Source organism: Nocardia heshunensis (assembly GCF_054782115.1).
Genome location: NZ_BAAGTC010000002.1, coordinates 930,584 through 948,757 on the forward strand (window position 1 = coordinate 930,584; position 18,174 = coordinate 948,757).

The 18,174-nt window shown below is 67.2% G+C and carries 18 protein-coding genes; 10 read left to right on the top strand and 8 right to left on the bottom strand.

The window, feature by feature from the left end; genetic code table 11:
• Nucleotides 1-167: 167 nt before the first annotated feature.
• The 6 genes from ACYVN4_RS04435 to ACYVN4_RS04460 form a co-directional block, all read right to left on the bottom strand.
• A complete protein-coding gene (locus tag ACYVN4_RS04435; RefSeq protein WP_460717917.1) occupies nucleotides 168-929 on the bottom strand; it encodes a Crp/Fnr family transcriptional regulator in 762 nt (253 codons plus the stop codon).
• Between the two features lie 185 nt (nucleotides 930-1,114).
• Nucleotides 1,115-2,743 carry a serine/threonine-protein kinase gene (locus tag ACYVN4_RS04440; RefSeq protein ID WP_460718364.1) on the bottom strand — a complete coding sequence of 543 codons (1,629 nt, stop codon included), beginning with the start codon at nucleotides 2,741-2,743 and terminating at the stop codon, nucleotides 1,115-1,117.
• A gap of 136 nt (nucleotides 2,744-2,879) precedes the next feature.
• Nucleotides 2,880-3,167: a hypothetical protein gene (locus tag ACYVN4_RS04445; RefSeq protein ID WP_460717918.1), complete on the bottom strand. Its 288-nt coding sequence runs from the start codon at nucleotides 3,165-3,167 to the stop codon at nucleotides 2,880-2,882.
• A gap of 89 nt (nucleotides 3,168-3,256) precedes the next feature.
• Complete coding sequence (locus ACYVN4_RS04450) at nucleotides 3,257-3,514, bottom strand: hypothetical protein (protein WP_460717919.1); 258 nt, start codon at nucleotides 3,512-3,514, stop codon at nucleotides 3,257-3,259.
• A gap of 104 nt (nucleotides 3,515-3,618) precedes the next feature.
• Nucleotides 3,619-3,858: a hypothetical protein gene (locus ACYVN4_RS04455; protein ID WP_460717920.1), complete on the bottom strand. Its 240-nt coding sequence runs from the start codon at nucleotides 3,856-3,858 to the stop codon at nucleotides 3,619-3,621.
• Nucleotides 3,859-4,028: 170 nt separating this feature from the next.
• Entirely contained in the window at nucleotides 4,029-5,531 is a 1,503-nt protein-coding gene (locus ACYVN4_RS04460) for a hypothetical protein (protein ID WP_460717921.1), read from the bottom strand.
• A 213-nt stretch (nucleotides 5,532-5,744) separates the two neighbouring features.
• On the opposite strand from ACYVN4_RS04460, the gene ACYVN4_RS04465 reads away from it, so the two are divergent.
• The 9 genes from ACYVN4_RS04465 (at nucleotide 5,745) to ACYVN4_RS04505 (ending at nucleotide 15,280) form a co-directional block, all read left to right on the top strand.
• A complete protein-coding gene (locus ACYVN4_RS04465; protein WP_460717922.1) occupies nucleotides 5,745-7,013 on the top strand; it encodes a glycosyltransferase 87 family protein in 1,269 nt (422 codons plus the stop codon).
• Between the two features lie 69 nt (nucleotides 7,014-7,082).
• Complete coding sequence (locus ACYVN4_RS04470) at nucleotides 7,083-7,919, top strand: hypothetical protein (protein WP_460717923.1); 837 nt, start codon at nucleotides 7,083-7,085, stop codon at nucleotides 7,917-7,919.
• A gap of 49 nt (nucleotides 7,920-7,968) precedes the next feature.
• Nucleotides 7,969-8,844 (top strand): SDR family oxidoreductase, encoded by an 876-nt coding sequence (locus tag ACYVN4_RS04475; RefSeq protein ID WP_460717924.1) that lies wholly within the window; start codon nucleotides 7,969-7,971, stop codon nucleotides 8,842-8,844.
• A 52-nt stretch (nucleotides 8,845-8,896) separates the two neighbouring features.
• Nucleotides 8,897-10,804: a CocE/NonD family hydrolase gene (locus ACYVN4_RS04480; protein ID WP_460717925.1), complete on the top strand. Its 1,908-nt coding sequence runs from the start codon at nucleotides 8,897-8,899 to the stop codon at nucleotides 10,802-10,804.
• A gap of 149 nt (nucleotides 10,805-10,953) precedes the next feature.
• Nucleotides 10,954-11,391, top strand: a complete 438-nt coding sequence (locus ACYVN4_RS04485) for a DUF4189 domain-containing protein (protein WP_460717926.1) — start codon at nucleotides 10,954-10,956, stop codon at nucleotides 11,389-11,391.
• Nucleotides 11,392-11,457: 66 nt separating this feature from the next.
• Complete coding sequence (locus ACYVN4_RS04490; protein ID WP_460717928.1) at nucleotides 11,458-12,282, top strand: methyltransferase domain-containing protein; 825 nt, start codon at nucleotides 11,458-11,460, stop codon at nucleotides 12,280-12,282.
• A 45-nt stretch (nucleotides 12,283-12,327) separates the two neighbouring features.
• Entirely contained in the window at nucleotides 12,328-13,314 is a 987-nt protein-coding gene (locus ACYVN4_RS04495) for an AraC family transcriptional regulator ligand-binding domain-containing protein (protein ID WP_460717929.1), read from the top strand.
• Between the two features lie 192 nt (nucleotides 13,315-13,506).
• Entirely contained in the window at nucleotides 13,507-14,616 is a 1,110-nt protein-coding gene (locus ACYVN4_RS04500) for an AfsR/SARP family transcriptional regulator (RefSeq protein WP_460717930.1), read from the top strand.
• Nucleotides 14,591-15,280: an ATP-binding protein gene (locus ACYVN4_RS04505; protein ID WP_460717931.1), complete on the top strand. Its 690-nt coding sequence runs from the start codon at nucleotides 14,591-14,593 to the stop codon at nucleotides 15,278-15,280. Before ACYVN4_RS04500 ends, ACYVN4_RS04505 begins: the two co-directional genes overlap by 26 nt.
• Before the next feature lie 3 nt (nucleotides 15,281-15,283).
• Here the strand turns inward: ACYVN4_RS04505 and ACYVN4_RS04510 are convergent, their stop codons facing one another.
• Complete coding sequence (locus ACYVN4_RS04510; protein ID WP_460717932.1) at nucleotides 15,284-16,459, bottom strand: hypothetical protein; 1,176 nt, start codon at nucleotides 16,457-16,459, stop codon at nucleotides 15,284-15,286.
• The gene (locus ACYVN4_RS04515; protein WP_460717933.1) at nucleotides 16,459-17,388 is read right to left on the bottom strand and encodes a metal-dependent hydrolase; all 930 of its coding nucleotides are present in this window, start codon (nucleotides 17,386-17,388) and stop codon (nucleotides 16,459-16,461) included. The genes ACYVN4_RS04510 and ACYVN4_RS04515 overlap by 1 nt, the downstream gene beginning before the upstream one ends.
• Before the next feature lie 142 nt (nucleotides 17,389-17,530).
• Between ACYVN4_RS04515 and ACYVN4_RS04520 the strand changes: the two genes are divergently transcribed.
• Entirely contained in the window at nucleotides 17,531-18,166 is a 636-nt protein-coding gene (locus tag ACYVN4_RS04520; RefSeq protein WP_460717934.1) for a TetR/AcrR family transcriptional regulator, read from the top strand.
• Nucleotides 18,167-18,174 lie beyond the last annotated feature (8 nt).

An 18,174-nucleotide genomic window follows, 5' to 3' on the forward strand; every position in this document is an offset into this window, starting at 1 on the left:
GTGCGATAGAGCGCGTCGGCGCGAGTCTGGGGACTGGTGTGGGGCGACGGCATCGTGCACCTCCGGTTGGTCTTGCTGCTGAAAGACCACGATGCCACCGGCTAACTATCGGTCGCCCTGGAAAAATCCGGATCTTGTCCACCCAAGTGGCGCTGTGACAGGAATTTTCAAGGTTGCACGACGTATTTTTGCCAACCCTTGTTATCGATCACCACAATGTGGCGATTGCGCAGGCAGACCAGACCCTGCTCCCGCAACTCCCGTACGGCGAGCCCGATGGCGTCGACCCTCGCTCCGACGAGGTTGCCCAATTCCTCGTAGTTGAGCCGAATGGTGATCTCCCACGCGGCGGACTCCGTCGTGCCGTCGTCACACCCATTCCCGTTCGGCCGCACCGTGGTTCGGCGGCCATGGGACTCCGCGAATTCGACGAGCAGACGGGCGAGCCGGGTGGTGACCGCGCAGTCTCCGAAATCCAGCCGCCGCTGATCCGCCCAGGTGAGCCGGTCTGCCATCGTGCGGCACAGCGTTTGCCACCCGTCCGGGTGCCGGTCGAGGAACCGCAGGAACTCTGTTCCCGGCATGCGATGCACGGTGGCGGCCGTGCAGATGGTGACCGTCGCGGAACGGCGGGAACTGGGTTCGAGCGCCGCGATCTCACCGATCACATCCCCGCTCACCCGAATCGCCAGCAGCTTCCCGTCCGCCCCGGTGATCTTCGCGCACGCCGACACCTCGGAGTTCCGCGACCGCAGCAGATACACGCTGCTGGCCGGATCTCCATACGGCGACAACACCTCTCCCGGCTGGAAGGGATGCTGCTTCCCGAGTGAGAGCAGATCCCGCCGCGACGCGGGACTCAACCGCTCCATGAAAGTGCGCTCCGGCCACGGCCAGTTATCCAGCCAGTCGCCCCGTGATTTAGTCATATTCCAACTCCGTGCCCTCGGAGAAGCCGCCCCCGAATCCTCCACGGTAGGCGTACACCTGCACGCGAGGATGAATTCCCGCATCACGATCTGAGACAGTTCGCCGCGAATCCCGTTGCCGCCCAGTGATCGAGCTCGCCTAGCCGTGCGGCCAACGGTGAGGATCGATCAGCCGGGGCTTGCGGCTATTGAGGGCCGGTGGTTTCGGTGGCTTTGCGGGCGGCGGATTGGAGCCAGGGGTCGATGGTGGGGTCTTGGGTCAGGTCGGTGCGGGCGGCCAGGGCGGTGGAGAGGTAGCGGTGGTGGACCGAGGCGGATTCGAAGCGGTGGGGGTCGCTCGTGCCCTGGGTGTTGACGTTGCTGCCTACGCCGGAGTTGGGGTGCCAGAAGACGAGGTTGCGTTGGAGGGTGCTGTCCAATGCGGTGGCGGCGGCCTGGGCGGTGGTCGCGTCGGGGAGGGGGAAGATTTCTACCGAGACCAGGACGGGTGGGGGACCGGCGGGGGTGGTTTCTTCCAGATAGACGCCGATCATCATGCCTTTGCAGCCGTGTTCGGCGAGCATTTCCACGACGGCGGAGCCGCCCGCGTGGCTGCAGTCGGGAGGTGTGTCGTTTTTCGGCGGGCCACCGCTCTGCAGGTCGAATCTGGCGCCCATGTCGTCGGTGAAGGTCGCGGGGAGCAGGGCGATGGAGGTGTACGGGGTGATGTCGGTGGTGTCGCTGTCGCGGAGGTCCTTCTTGGCGGTAGTGGTCGGAGCAGCGGTGGGGGTGGTGGGCCCGGATGAAGTGCCGCGCAGCTTGATTGCCGCGAAGCCACCGGCCAGCACGATTGCCGCAATCAAGACCGAGATGCCGATGGCGGCAGGTACTCGGCGATTCCGAGACGGCGTCGGTGGCAGCGGGCTGTTCACTGATTGTGTTGGTGCCATGGGGGATTGGGGATATCCAAGTGGTGCCCGATGATCGGGTCGGTCCGCCACGCGCTGGTGCAAAGCTTGTTCGGCCGCGTACGCGAGTTCGTTGCAGCTAGCGAATCGGTGCGCGGGATCCTTGGCCAGCGCGCGTGCGATGACATCGTCGAAAGCGCTTGGGAGATGCGGACTGTGGTGACTGGGCCGGGGGATAGCCCCGTTCAGATGCCCGTGCATCAACTGTGCCGCATTGCCTCCGCCGTAGGGCAGCACCCCCGTGAGCATGTGATACAGCGTGCAACCGAGCGAGTACACGTCGGCGCGGCGGTCGGTGACAACGTCGGGATCCAGTCGCTCCGGAGCCGAATACTGCAGGCTGGCAAGAACATCGCCGGTCTGGGTCAGGCCGAGATTGTCGTCGAAAGCCTTGGCGATCCCGAAATCGGTGAGGATCGCCCGCTCCCGGGTTCCGGTCGCGAGCAAGATATTGGCGGGTTTCACGTCACGATGCAGGATTCCGGCGTCGTTGGCGTGGTCGATGGCGTCCGCCGTCTCGGCGATGATCCGGACCGCACGCGCCGGGTCCATCGGCCGCCCGTGCGCCAGCTCCCGGGCGACATCGGTGCCGTCGATGAAGGCCATCGCGATCCATCGCTGATCGCCCTCCTCGCCGCGCGCGTAGATCGTGACGATATTCGGATGGTTCAGGCGCGCAACGGTATTCGCTTCCCGCTCGAACCGGCCGCGGAGCTCCTCGTTCCCGCTGGTGGATCGAGTCAGCAACTTCAACGCCACCAGCCGGGGCAGATCCCGATCGTGCGCGAGATATACCTCCCCCATGCCGCCCGCGCCCAACTGCCGGATAGTCCGGTAGCCCGCGAACACCTCCCCCGGCCGCAACATATCTCCCACCCCGGCGTCCTCTCAGCTCACGCTCCGCCGCCGACGATACGCGGGCCGGAGCAGAACCAACCAGCCGAAAAGGACCGATGGGCTTGCCTCACAACCGGTTTACCGCCACGGGTGAGGACGCGCGAGCCTAGGAGGGGTTGTAGTCGCAGTCGATGTAGATCTCGTCGGCGTCGGAGGAGACGAGGTCGTAGCCGGGGACGGTCGGGCAGGTCCAGTTGCCCGGGCCGCCGACCGCGTGCCCCGCGCAGGCCTCACCCGGAGTCTTGACGTGCTCGTCACCGGTGACCGGGTCGTACAGGCAAACCTGGTCGGGCACATCGGCGAGCGACTGACCGGCCGCCGGGACGGCGAAACCGGCGAGGCCGATGCCGGCAACCAATAACAGGGCAGCGCGGGTCCGAACGGTGAACGGCATAATCGTGCTCTTTTCGCTGATCAGGTCAGGGCGCAAGCACCCTAGCCCGACGGCGCTCCGGCAGCGACTGGACTCTCGACCAGGTTCGATCACGCCGCGCGCGATTCGAGGTCGGCTTCATGGCGAACCTCGACCTTACGGACTTCTCCATGGCCGGGCTGGTCGCGTGGTACTCGCTGATTCACATCCCCGACGACGAGATCGGTTGTGTCCTCGACCATTTCCACCGCGTGCTCCGACCGGGCGGACCGCTGTTGCTCGGATTCCATGTCGGAGCCGACTCGCAGTTGAAAACCCAAGGCTACGGCGGACATCCGATGCATCTGCAGGTTCATCGGCGTCAGCACAGCCGAATGCGTGAATGGCTCGACGATGCTGGATTCGCTGTCGAGGTGGATAGAACGCTGACTTCCGCCGAGAGTCCGCTCGGCGGAATCATTCTCGCGCGCCGTCAGCAGACCGGAATTTCGACGGATCCTTGCAGACTGGTGTGAAACAGGATGCAGACCAGATGATTCAAGGTCTGATAGGCGGATCCACTCGCCGACCCGCTGGTCCCTGCATCAACGGGCTGAACGCCGCCGACGGACTGCGCCTCACCGACCGGCGCCGCCTCGGCAGGTCCGGCCAGCACCGGCGCGCACAGCGCAGCTGACACGACTAAAGCTCCGATAATCTTCTTCGAATTCATCACAACCCCATAACTTCTCGAATCTGACGCAAGTCAGTATTCAATTCCCGCCCAACCGCCGACAGCCCTGACAGTCGGTGCCCCCGACCTTCGGGTTGGTCGGGATAGATGCTGCGGAAACGAAAAAGTCGGGCCCGGCTGGCAGCCGGGCCCGACTTCGAAGGGGATCGCTAGGCCGGTGTTCCAGGCAACAGTTGGTTGAGCAGTGCGGTCACGGGAGCCGTGAATTCGGCTGGGACAGCGTTGATCACCTCGGCTGGCACGGCAGCGGCCACTTCCGCTGGCACACCGACGGTGTCGAGCAATCCCTTCACCTCCGCCACCGCGGCCGTTTCGACCGGAGCCGGTGCAGCGATGATCTCCTCGACGATCGGCTTGCGCGCCACATCGCCCTGCAGGCGAAGAGTGTTGTAGGCGTTGACACCCGAGATGATGCCGACCGGCACGCCGATCGCGAGACTGCCGATCGTCCCACCCATCGCGCCGAGAATGGCCGCGCCGGTGAGGCATCCGCCCGCGAATCCGGTCGCCGTTCCGGCCAGTGCCGCCGAGAAGGTGCCCGCGGTGCCTGCGCCGATGCCACCGGCCAGGCAGCCGATGACCAGACCGGTCATGCCGCCGAGTAGACCGCCGACCGACACCGCCAGCCCGAACTGGGTACCCACCGCGCTGTAGGCGTCGTTGATGTCCTTCTGCCGCTGCACCGGGTCGGGTTGCGGCTTCGCCCCGGGCTGCCCGGGCTGCCCGGGCTGATCCGGTGCGGGCTGATCATCGACGAAACCGGTGATCGGCACGCTGGCCGGTGCCTTGCACACCGGGTCGGGCAGATCCGCCGCAGTCTTCGGCGCCTCGTCGCGCTGCGCGGCGGGCTGTGACCGGGTAGGCAGCGGCGAGATCGGCACCGTGCCCAGCGGGCAGGGAACGGCGGCGTTGGGCCACAACGCCATCGGCGAGCCGAGCGTCAGGGTATTGCCCATGACGTAGCGGCCCTGCGCGTCGAGCACCTGGAAGTTGTTGAGCAGCTGCAATTGCCGGTCACCGCCCGGCCCGGGCTGCAGTGGGTCGGGTCCGGTGCCGGGCGCCTGCACCAGCAGCGAACCGATCGGCGTGGTCAGGTAGCCGGACATGTCGGTCAGGTCGCCGGTGTAGACGACGCCCTGCATCACCCCGACCGTCACCCGCGAGAGGCCCTCGCGAACCGCCTGCTCGTGCGGCGTCAGATCCGCCAGGTTCCCCGGCTGCGGTGGCGGGATCTCGTTCCCGAACGGCACATGCCGCAGCGTGCTGCGATCCTCGCCGAGAATCAGGTTCCCGGCGTGATCACGCAGTTGATAGTGGTTGTTGCCGATCAGGCTGACTGCGACATCGGGACCGTAGATGGTCGAAAGCCGCCGGTATGCATTGCTGCGCAGGTAGACGTCACTGGTCAACGCCATATCGTTCTCACCGCACAGCGGGTCGCGGGGCGGGATGGGGGCCAGCGGATCGTCGGCGTCGGGCACCGGCGGACAGGTCAGCAGCAGCTGATCCGCGCCCGGGTCGTCGTCCGGGAACAAGCTCGTCTGCGGATCGGGCGCATCCACCGTGATCGGAGTCGCATGCGCGGAGACCGCGGTGACCACGACGGTCAGGGCGGCCAGGACCGTGCTCAGCGCGGCGGGGACGACTTTCATGGAACCTCGCAATCCGTGGGGCACGCGGAACGAACCGGGAAGAACTGCAGGTGAGAAAGATTTCGGCGTAAGGCTAACAAGCGGGGAGGGCGTTCCCCGGGAGCCGGACATCGACTGCGAGCCGACCCCGCGCAGCCCCCGCCAACCCCGCATTCGAGCCCGCGGCAGGTGCGGGTGCGCGCGTCGGCGCAAGCGCCGATAAAGTGTTCGCGGATGAGTTTTTCTACCGCTGTTGAAGTCCCGAAGTCGCTGGACCGCCGTTTTGGGCGGGTGATGTGGCTGGTTCCCGCATTCTGTGTGGCCGTGACCGCGCTGTGCCTGATGTTGCCGGTGTGGCCGTTCAAACAGATCACGGGTGGGTTCATTGACCTACAGGTGTACCGGCTCGGCGTGCAGACGCTGTGGCACGGCGGCGACATGTACGGCCAGCTGCCGCAGACCACCATCGGGATCGGGCTGCCGTTCATCTATCCACCGTTCGCCGCGCTGGTGTTGTCGCCGTTCGCGTTCCTGCCGTGGGATGCGGCCCGCTACGGGTTCTTCCTGACCTCGGTGGTCGCGCTCGCGTTCTCCTTCTATCTGGTGGCGCGCCGGGTGTGGCCGGGCGAGGACCGGCAGAAGCTGGCACTGTGGGTGACGGCCTGCGCCACACCGCTGGGTCTGCTGCTCGAGCCCGCGCATTCGACGCTGGATTTCGGGCAGGTCAATCTGCTGCTGATGGTGCTCGTGGTGGCCGACTGCCTCACCGAGAAGCCGAAGTGGCGGCGCGGCATGCTGCTCGGCATCGCGGCCGCGGTGAAGCTGACACCGGCCGCGTTCGTCCTCTACTTCCTCATTCGGCGCGACTACAAGGCCGCGGCGACCGCCGCGATCACCGGGGCCGTGGCGACCGCGATCGCCTTCGCGGTGATGCCGTTCGCATCGATGAAGTACTGGTTCGGCGGGATGGGCAATGTGTCCGGGCTCAGCGGCTCGGCCTTCCACACCAACCAGTCGATTCAGGCGGTGCTGGCCCGCTTCGACATCCACAAGCCGCTGCTCACCATCCTGTGGCTGATCCTCAGCGCCGCCCTGCTGGCCCTGGTGGTGCCCGCCATGCGCCGCGCCATCGACTTCCCGCCGCTGGCCCTGAGCATCAATGCCGTCTTCACCCTGCTGGTCTCGCCGATCTCCTGGTCGCACCACTGGATCTGGATCGCCCCCGCGGTCCTCGGCATGCTCGGCTACGCCACCCAACTACCCTGGCGTCGCGCCGCCGGCTGGTACCTGGTCACCGCGATCACCATCGCCATCTTCGTCTGGGGCCCCCAAAACTGGCTCCCCGACGGCGAACACCGCGAAACCCACTGGACCCCCTGGCAACACCTCATCGGCGACACCTACGTCTGGTTCAGCGTCCTCCTGGTAGCCCTCTTCCTCTACACCACCCGCCGCCCTCACCCCACCCGCAAACCCGAAGCCCTGACCTCCGCAGATCAGTAACCCGGAACCCCTCCCGCCGGATCAGCATGTGGTCCAAGCTGATTGGTGGGAGAACGATCGGGGGCGACGGTGCGAGTTGTCAATGCGAACCGTACGGGGATCGAGGACGCGGAAAAGCGAGTAATCGAGGCACTGCGGGCCTGGCGCGTACCGGGCATTGCCGTGTCCGGCATCCAGATCCCGGAAGCCGCCGCGCCGCCCTCGCAAGCGCATCTGCTTGTCGTACTCCCGTATTCAGCGGTGCTGATCGTCGCCTACCTTGTCCCGCGACGCGCGGGCGGCGCGTTTCGCTGTCCGGCACAGGGGGATTGGTCGCTGTCGAATCAGGAGGACGGTGGCCGGTACGTCATCGAGTTCGAGAATCCCTTGCCAGCGATTCGAACAGTTCTCGATGGATTGAGCGACGCGACCCAACGCACCACCGGTACCACGGCGCCGGTGAACGGCCGGGTGATCGTCGTGCCCTGGCCCAAGTTTCCGGTCTTTCTGGAGAAGGTTGGCTTCTCTACAGCCGGGCAACTGGACGTGCTGCTGTTCGATTCCGGCCTGTCCGAGCTGCGCGGCTGGGCCGACAGTCATGAACAGGATGAGCGGGTGTGGACCGTCGAGAAGGTGGCCTCTCTGCTCGGCGGGTACGGGTTCACCGCGGATAGCCGCGACCCGAATCGACGGGTCACGCCACAGGAACTGAGAAGGGTCGGATTCGATCCGGAGACTCAGATAATCGACCCCCCGAGGAAGAGGAATCGGCAGCTGAGGCTGGCGGCTGTGGTCGCTGCGGTGTGGCTCGGGGTGGCGGGAGTGGTGGGGCTGGCGCTTACGCCCGATCGGAGCACAGGGACCGGGCCGGTGACGGTCACGACGAGTGTGCCCGGGGTGACTACGTCGCCCGGGGCGCCGAAATAACGAATTCTCGTGATGTGGGGGTGGGGGGTTTATCGGGAGCATTAATGGCATGAGCAGCAAAGAGATTCGCCAGTCCAGCCTGACCGTTCTTGTTACCGGGGCTACCGGGGCCGTCGGTCGGCACCTTGTTACTACTCTTCTGGAGCGCGGCGTGGCCGTCCGCGCGTTGACCCGTAAGCCCGAGGACGCCGATCTGCCGGAGGCGGTCGAGGTCGTGGCGGGGGATATGGCCGATGCTTCGACGTTGGGGGCGCGGGTTTTCGAGGGCGTCGATCGGGCCTTCGTGTTTCCGGCTCGCGGGGTGGATGTGTTCATGGATGCGGCGGTTGCCGCTGGGGTGCAGCGGTTTACCGTGTTGTCGTCGCTGGCGGCGGCGATGGAGTTTCCGCGGGATCACGGGTCGGCGAGCCAGTTGCACCACAGTGCGATCGAGGCCGCTGTGACCGAGCGGACGCAGGGGTGGACGATTCTGCGGCCGGGGACCTTCGCCAATAATCTGCTGGAGTGGCGGTGGCAGATTCGGTCGGGGGCGCCGATTCGGGCGCCTTACCTGAAGTCGGCGCAGGCGCCGGTGCACGAGTTCGATGTGGCCGAGGCGGCGGCGGAGACGCTGTTGTCGGATGAGTTTGTCGGGCAGATCATTCCGATCACCGGGCCGCAGGCGGTGACCCGGGCCGAGCAGGTGGCCATCCTCGGTGCCGCGATCGAGCGGGAGATCGCGTTGAGCGAGATCACCGCCGACGAATTCCGTTCCGAGATGGGGCAATACATTCCGCAGCCGATCATGAAGATGCTGCTGGACTACTGGAGCGACACCGTGGTCACGCCCGATCGTGCCCGTCCCGTCACCCCGGTGACCGGTAAGCCCGGTCGCACGTTGGCCGAATGGGCGGCCGATCACCGCACCGACTTCATGATTGTCTGAGACAATCAGATCCAGCTAGTCGGCTAGGACGCTGATGTCGAGAGGACGCCCCATGACTGCTCCGATAACGCCCGCCACCGCATCGCTGCCGCCGGACGCGCGGTTCGATATCGGGCCGGAGCAGTACCCGGCGGTCCATCTCGACACCACCGTCGCCATTCCGATGTCGGACGGAGTGGTGTTGTGCGCGGACCTGACCCGGCCCGCGTACCGCCGGGCCGAGCCGGTGGCCGAGGCGTTTCCGGTGGTCGTGAACTTCACGCCCTACAACCGGCTGGGCAATCGGTACGCCGCGCGGGTCGCGGGCCTGGCCCGCCGTGCCGGGCGGGCGGTGAAAGGCTCGGATCGACGCCGCTTCACCGGCCGCGACATGCTGCACTCCCCGGCCGGTGGCGTCATGGACGTGTGGGCGACCAACCGGACCCTGGTGTCGCGCGGCTACGTGGATCTGGTGGTGGACGTGCGCGGCACCGGATCCTCCACCGGCACTTGGGATTTCTTCAGCCCGCGCGAGCATCTCGACTATGTCGAGGTGCTGCGTTGGGTGCGCGAACAGCCGTGGTGCGACGGTCATCTCGCGATCACCGGCATCTCCTACGGCGGCATCGCCGCCCTGATCGCGGCCGGTCAGCGACCGGAAGGCTTGGACGCTATCTTCGCGATCGTGGCCGGGGAGGACCCGGTCCGCGAACTCGGGCTCACCGGCGGCGTGCCGACCCCGGGCATGGCGTTGTGGCTGGCGGCGGTCGACGGCGCGAAATTTCTGCCGTCCCCGCGCGGCCTGATCCGCAACCGGCTCGTCGGGCAGTACCTGCGTGACCGCCGCGCCGATCCGTTCAGCGGGCTGGGTCTCGCCCGCGACATCGTCACCACCGACGGCCATCCCGACAGCTTCCTCAATGACCAATGGGCGCAACGACTCCCGGACTTCGAGCGGATCACCGCGGCCACCTGGATCCACGGCGGCTGGCACGACGTCTACAACCGTTCGAATTTCCGCATGTTCGACCGTCTGAGCCTCGACGGCGGCGCAAAGCAGGTGCTCGTCGACGACGGCTATCACCTGAGCATCGGCGCGGGCTTCGGTGAACCCGGCAATCCCGCCGGACTGGACGAGCTGCAATGCGCGTGGTTCGACAAGTGGTGCAAGGGAATCGACAACGGTGTCGACGGGTACGGCCCGGTCACCGTGCGCCGCCAGGGCGGTGGTGGCTGGATCTCGCGCCCGCGCTTCCCCGACCCGGCCGTGACCGTGCGGAAGCTCTACCTCAATCCCGAGCCGAGCGGTTCGGCCGCGCACGCGGGAACCGATGCGGCACTGAGTGATACGCCGCCGCAAGACCTGACCCGCCTGCCGTTGCCGACCGGCCGCGGCGCGTTCGCCTCCGGCAATACCGCGCTCATGACCATGGGCGTCACCACCGTGCTGGGTCGTCGTTTCGGCTCCGACGACCGGCGCGCCGAGGCCACCGCGGTCACCTTCACGACCCCGCCACTGGAACAGGATCTGGTGCTGTCGGGCCCGATGACGCTGCACCTGTGGGTGGAAACCGGTGGCACCGAGGCGTTCTGGTCGGTCACGGTCACCGATGTCGAACCCGACGGCCGTTCCGCGGCACTGACGCGTGGCGCGCTGCTGTCGTCGCTGCGCGCGATCGACGAGAAGAACAGCACCTACGTCGACGGTGAGCTGATCTTCCCGCTGCACACCCTGCGCGCCGACGCGGTGCTGCCGGTGACGCCGGGGGTGCCGTTCGAGATCGATATCGAGATCAATCCGACCGAGGCGGTGCTGCGCGCCGGTCACCGGTTGCGGGTGGCGGTCGCGCCCACCAGCTTCCCGCGGCACTTCCTGCCCCCGGCGCTGAAGCGAAAGATCAACGGCCAGACCATCATCGTGGATCCGGAGCATCCCGGTGAGCTGCGGTTCCTGTCGCCGACGCCGGTCGCGCCGCGCTGAAGCAGGCTCTTAAGAGAACGGGCCGGTCGGTACGTATTTGTCCGAATTGCGGGTACCGGTCCGGCCACCGAGGTGTACGGTCCGAGAGAACACATCTCCAGCCAACTGATCGTCGAACCTGCGGGTCGCGAATCGAGGGGAGCTAGGCGATGGCTGTTTCGAACACGCTCTTACGAGGCTTCACGGTGGCGATCTCGGCTGCCGCGGCCATGGTGGTGGGAGTCGGCCCGGCAACGGCCGAGCCCGGACCCGACGGCCACATGTACGGCTCGTACGCGGTGTCGGGCCGGTTGCCGGACGGGTCGTACTCGCTCGGTGTCGGGTGGAACTATCCGGATCAAGGCAGCGCCGACAGCCGCGCCCTGACCGAATGCGGCGACGGTAGCTGCGCCATCGCGCTGCAATTTCAAGATGGTTGCGGGGCAATAGCATTCAGGGGTAGCAGGTTCGCGGGCGGCACCGGGCCCACCGGTGACGACGCCACCCGCAACGCGGTGAACGCGGTCGGCCCGCCGTGGCCGTCCTCGATCAGCGCCGACGCCGTCAACCCGGCGCAGGTGTTCGGGCCGGACTGCAACGGGCAGTGAGCACCGGATTCCCCGGTCGCCGACTGTTCACCCGCCGACGCCGGGGATCTTGGTACGTTCGGAGATATGGCAACTCCATCCGCCGAGCAGGGCCGCCCCGCGTCCTTCCATGCCGAGCAGATCGATTCCGCCCAGGCCGCGCTGCTGGTCGGGATTCTGGATATGCAGGCCGAGCTGCCCGCCATTCGCCGCCTGCGCGCGTGGGCGCAGACGGCGCTGGCGCTGCGCCCGGGTGACCACGCCCTCGATATCGGCTCCGGAACCGGTTCGGAGGTCATCGAATTCGCCGATCGGGTGGGCTCCGAGGGGTCTGCCGTAGGCGTGGACCCGAATCCGGCCATGCTGACCATCGCCGGGGAGCGGGCCGCCGCGGCCGGTTCGGCCGCGCGATTCGTCGAGGGCAGCGCCTATCACCTGCCGTTCCCGGACGCCTCGATCGACGGCGTGCGCTGTGAGCGCGTCTACCAGCACCTCGACGATCCGGCCGCCGCCACCGCCGAGATCACCCGGGTGTTGCGTCCGGGCGGCCGCGTGGTTCTGATCGACTCGGACTGGTACACCGCCATCACCCATCCGGGCGATCCGGAGACCGTGCGCGCCATGCACGGCTGGCAGCTGTCGAACTCGCCGAACCCGGCGTCCGGCCGCACGCTGCGCGGCCTGCTCACCGCCGCGGGCTGCACCGTCGATGACATGGCCTCCGAAACCCTGCTGTGGAACCCCGAAACCGCTCGCCCCAGCTTCGAACACCTCGGTGGCGCAGCGGTAGCCGCAGGCGCGGTGACCCCCGAACAGTTCGACCGGCTGCTGCTCGACCTCGACGCGGGCATCGCCCGGGGCGACTACCACTTCTCGGTCACCATGTTCGCGGTCCTCGCGCACAAGAACTGAGCGTTGGCGGTTGCTCCGGCTCACCGGCCGTTCCAAGCTGGAATGGTGTTCGAGACAACCGACAATGTGCTGCTACCGCAGTCCGTGCTACGGCATGCCGTCGACGCGGGCCTGGACGCGCGGCGGCTCGCCCGCGAATCCGGGCTGCCCGGTTGGTCGTTGGGTGGCGGGGAGGAGTACCGCGTGCACAGCGCGGGGTATCTGCGCACCTGGGAGGTGGTGGAGCACGGGCTCGGCGATGCGGACGCCGCGCTGCGGATCGCCGAACGCTATGTGATCGGCCAGGTCGGATTGTACGACTATTTGTTCACCACCGCAGCCACTTTGGGCGAGGGCCTGGCACAGTGCGGGCCGTTCGTGGGGGCGATCAGCACCAACTTCTATTTCGAGCCCGGACCGGAGACCGAGGACGAGGTCAGCTTCGAGGTCACCATGATCAATGGTGACGGGCGGGGACGGGAGTTGGCCATGCAGTGGGCGCTGGCGGCGATCTTCATGCGGGCGCGGCTGGTCACGACGACGCCCGTGCGGCCCGCGCGGATCGCCTTCCGCCAGCGCGCGCCGCGCAACCTGGACCGGTTGATCGACGTATTCGGTACCACCGCCATCGATTTCGACGCACCGGTGGACGGCATCACGGTCCGCAAGGCGGATCTCGAGACCCCGCTGTCCACCGCCGACGCGCGGCTGGGCGCGATCCTGCGCGCGCACGCGGCCGCCACTCAGCCGGTGCCGCCGCAGCGCGCCACCACCTGGACCGATCATCTCGCCATCGCCATCTCCCTTGCGCTGGAAGATAATTCGGCTACGGTCGACCGGGTTGCGGCCCGGCTGTACATGAGTCGCCGCACCCTGCAGCGGCGGCTGTCCGAACACGGCACCACCTGGCGTGCCGAGCTCGAGCGGGCCCGGCGGCACCGGTTCGAGGTCGCCGCGGCCGCCGGTACCGCGAGCGGCGCGAACCAGGCGGCGCTGCTGGGCTACCGGGACCACCGCTCCGCCCGGCGGGCCGTGCGCCGCTGGACCGACTGACGCCCACTCGACGAAGTTGGCACGTTTTTGCCTTGCGGATGGCACATTTCGCCCTCCCTGCACGGCCGGGCAACCGTGAGACTTGCCGGACGGGGAATCGAATCGAATGGTGTGACGTCGAGCGAGGCACGTGTGGGACAGATAAGACTCCTTGGGACAGTGGGGATTTCGGCGGATTGTACGGTGCGGCGGGTGGGTGGACCGCGGGTGCGCACGCTGCTGGCGCTGCTCGCCCTGCAGCCGGGCCGGGTGATCGGATGCGACACCTTGATCTGCGGCATCTGGGGTGACACATGGCCCGCCGACCCGGCGAATGCCCTGCAGACCCTGGTGAAACGGGTGCGTGTGCTGCTCCCCGCGAATGCGGCAGTGGAGTCGGCCGCGGGCGGTTACCGGCTCCGGATCGAGTCCGACGACATCGACCTGCACCGCTTCACCCGCCTGATTGCGGTGGGCATCGAACAACTCGCGTCCGGCGCGCATGCCCGCGCCGCCGAAACCCTCGACGTCGCGCTGGCCCTCTGGCACGGCAGCCCGTTCACCGACCTGGCCGACAACGTCGACCTGTACTGGCACGCCGACCGCGTCAACCAGGTCCGCCTGGAGGCGATCGAGGCCCGCGCGGATGCCTACCTGGCCATCGGCCGCAGCCGCGATCTTCTCGACTCCCTGTCGTGGGAACTGCGCCACGACCCCCTGCGAGAATCCCTGGCGGCCAGACTGATCCATGCGCTCACCGCCTCCGGCCGACCCGCCCAGGCCCGAGAAGTCTTCGCCACCACCAGAAACCACCTGAACAACGAGCTGGGCGTCGGCCCGTCCTCCGAACTGCAAGCCGCGGCAGAGCAGATCGGCGCCATCGCACGGGTCGACCGAAAGGTGCAGCAGGCCGGTGACTTCGGTGCGGTGCGGCCCAGCGAGACATCCGCCCGTGCGGCTGGTGGTGCGGCGACGGGTGTCGACGGTGGTGTGGTGCCCGCGCGGTTGACCAGGCTGATCGGGCGAGAGCCCGAGTTGCGGCGGCTGGGGGCGATGTTGGATGGCAGCAGGCTGCTGACGCTCACCGGGGCGGGGGGGTGTCGGGAAGACGAGTCTTGCCTTCGAGGCGGCGAGCCGGCTGGCGGATCGGTGGGCGGGCGGGTGCCGCCTGATCGAGTTGGCGGCGGTCGCGGATGCGAAAACCGCTGTCGCGCATATTCGTGCGGAACTCGGGTTGGTGGGGGAGTACGCGCAGGTGTGTCCGGTGCATCGGCCGGCTGGGCTGGACAGTGGGCAGGTGCTGCTGCTTCTCGACAACTGTGAGCATGTGCTCGAGATCGCCGGGGCGGTGGCGGAATTGCTGCGCGGCTATTCGAATCTGACGGTGTTGGCGACCAGCCGGGAACCCCTGGGGATTCCCGGGGAGACGTTGTTCCCGGTCGCGCCGCTGGCCGCGCCCGCCGCCGATGCCGCGCCCGCGGAGGCGCTGGGATCGGCTGCGGTGCACCTGTTTCTGGATCGGGCGCGGGCCGTCCGGGCGGACTTCACCATGACCGGGGACAACTGCGCCACCATTGCCGCGATCTGCCGTCGGCTCGACGGGATTCCGCTGGCATTGGAGTTGGCGGCCGCCCGGGTTCATACCCTGACCCCGGCGCAGATCCTGGCCCGCCTCGACGACCGTTTCCGGCTGCTGTCGGGCAACCGGGCGGCGGCGGAGCGGCATCGCTCGCTGTATACGGCGATCGAGTGGAGCTGGGAGTCGCTCGGTGAGCCGGAACGCCGGATGGCGCAACGACTCTGGCTGTTTCCGGAGGGCGCGACCCTGGAGGCCGTGCAGGAACTGTGCCGTGGCGATGCGGCGGGCCCGCTGGGTGGACTCGTCAGCAAGTCCCTGGTCGAGTTCGACGGCCGCCGCTATCGCATGCTCGAGACGATCCACGCCTTCGTCGGCTCGACCCTGATGTCCCAGCGGTCCGTCGCCTGAGGCTTACCCGGGTTGCACCTGTGCCGTGTCACGGCGGTGAGCGTCTCCGGATTCGCTCTGACCGCCGCGGCGCGCCAGCGTGAACACCGCGGCGACGCAGGCGATCGCGACGGCGAAGCAGGCCAGGGTGTACCAGAGATTGCCGATCGGATCGCCGTGGCTGGTCACACCGTGCGTGGCGCCGAAGAAATCGGGCAGCGCGGTGGCCCACAGCACCGCCATCACGACGAGATAGAGCGCGCTGTAGCCGATCACGAAAACGTTGGTGTAGTGGGATTCGCCGTCTCCGCGCAGCCGCGACCACTGCCGGTACAGCACCGGAATCGCGACCACCGCCACCACGACCAATTCGAGCGCGTAGACGATGCCGCGCACCGTGGTCCCGGCCATGCCGAGCACGGTGGCGGGCAGCGGCAGGATGAAGGTGCCCAGCGAGGCCAGCAGCCCGATCACCACTGTGCGCCAGACCAATTCGAGCCCGGGCAATTGCTCGCCCGCGTCCGCGCGCCGCCCGACGAACCGATACACGCAGTACGCCAGCGACATCGGCCACAGCGCCGCGAACACCACCACGCTCGGCAGCGGCACCGAGTCGAACATGGGCTGGTTCAACGGGTTCGAGGTCGACCACTCCCACCAGCGCAGCTGCGGGCCGAGCTGATCGAAGATCTCGTAGAACGCGTGATGCACGAACCCGACGCAGGCCGCGCCCACGAGTGCCCCGTGGCTGCGGAAAACGCCCAGCATGCGCACGATCTCGTAGGCCAGCGTCGCCATGAACGGATAGATCGCCACGATGTAGAGCGGCAACCGACCCCACAGGAAGTCGACGGTGAACACGTTGTGCGCGAACATCGTGTCGACGTGACCCGAAATGCCGAAGGCCGCAGGGAAATACAGCGGCGGCTCGATGACGAACAGGTACGCGGTGGCGCCGAACCACAGCACCAGGTTGGTGGGATCACCCCGGCGCAGCCGCACGATGGCGAGGATCAGGGCGAGCACCGAGCCCAGGATCACCGTCGTCTCCAGCACCGGAAGCGTCCAGTTCTCCAGCGCGAAGGGGTTTCTCACCTCGACCAGCCCGCCCTCGGTCTCACAGGAGAAGCCGAGCGATTTCGCGAGTTGATCGAAGGTCGAGGCGCAATGGTCTGCCGCGGCGAGCAGGGTCTGGCTCATCAGTTCGCCTCCGCCCCGGTCGCGGTGTACCAGCGGGTGACGTCGTAGCCGTCGCGGTAGCGCTGGAACCACACGTCCGCCAGCGCGGGCGTCTGCTCGTGTGCGGGATTGTGTTTGGGCAGCTGGCTGCGAATGATGCCGCGCAATGCGACGAGCTGCTCGCCCAGCGGCAGATCGTCGAAGGCGCGCGGACCTGGGCCCGCGTCGGGAATCGCGAAGCGCGGCAGCACCTTACCCAGCAGCTGCTGGTAGCGGTAGGTGGCGAACATCGACATGGCATCGATCTTCCGCTCCTCCAGAGGCACATGCTTGTTGAACCCCGCGCAGGCAATCCGCATGATGCGCAGCACATGCCGGAAGATGGACGGCGCCACCCGCATCCGATACAGATCGCTGCCCACCAGCGAGTCGAAGATGATGAGCGCGGAACTGCGGTGCTCGACCTCCTCGACGAAATGCCAGATGAACAGCGACGCCACCCGATCGTCGCCGGGCCGGAACAGCGCCGCCTCGTTGTCGAGCATGAGCTTGAACACCGAGGTGAAGGTGGCCTCCAGATCCGCGGTGTAGGCGAGCCGGTACTTCAGCGGGGTCTCGGCGGTGAGCTTGTCGAATTCGGCGACCACCTCGTCGAGGGTTTCCTGCAATCCGGGGAAGGCGCGGATCAGGCCGCGCACGTGCTGGCGGTGGGCGGTCGAATGCTGCCCCTCCTGCCGCATGAACGCGTCGGCCTCCTCGGCCACCGCCGGATCGGTGAATTGCGGCTTGGCCTGCGTGATCATCTGCACGATCATCTTCTCGAATCCGATGGCCAGGAACGAGACCGCGTTGGCCATGCTCGAGAAGGCCGGGTTCTGGGGATTCCACAGGAACGGCACGTCGTGTTGTTCGAATGCGAAAGTCAGCTTCCGCACAATCAAATCGGTCATATCGGGCGATACCTCGTCTTCCGGCTCCGATGCCGCTGTGAACATACAAACATACAGTGACGTGTTCAAGTGTATGATTTGAAGATCCTGCTCAGCGGCCTGCCACGCCGGTCGACACGCGGGTGCGTGCTACGGTCGGGCCGTGGCACGAAGGCGCGGGTGGGGCGGCAGTCCGCCGGAGGACGATGCGGAGGCAACCCGTCGAATCGTCTCCGCCGCAGTCGAATTGATCGCGCGCACCGGCGCGGAGATCAGCATCGCCGATGTGGCGGAGTCGCTCGGGGTCATCCGGCAGACGGTCTACCGCTATTTCCCCAGCGCCGACGCGCTCATGCGGGCCTCGGCCATCGCCTCGGTGGACGGGTTCCTGGATCGGCTGGAAGCGCAGGTGCGCGGGCGCACCGATCCGGTCGAGGCCATGACCGAGGGCATCGTCTACACCCTGGCCGAGGTGCGCCGCACCCCGCATCTGGGGATTCTGCTGACCGCCACCTATTCCGCCGCCGATCCCACCGGGATCACCTCCGAGCAGGCGCAGGACTTCGGCATCACCATGATCAAGCGCTTCGACGTGGACTGGCGCGACTACGGCTACGACGACGAATCCCTGCGCGAGCTGGTCGAATTCCTGCTGCGGACCATGCAGTCGTTCTTCATCTCGCCGGGCAATCCGCCGCGCTCGGACGACGAGCTGCGGCGGTATCTGCGGCGCTGGATGGGCTCGGCCATCCTCGCCCAGTCGAACGCTGTGACGGGCACCTCCAAAGCAGGGGCATGAAGGTGTAG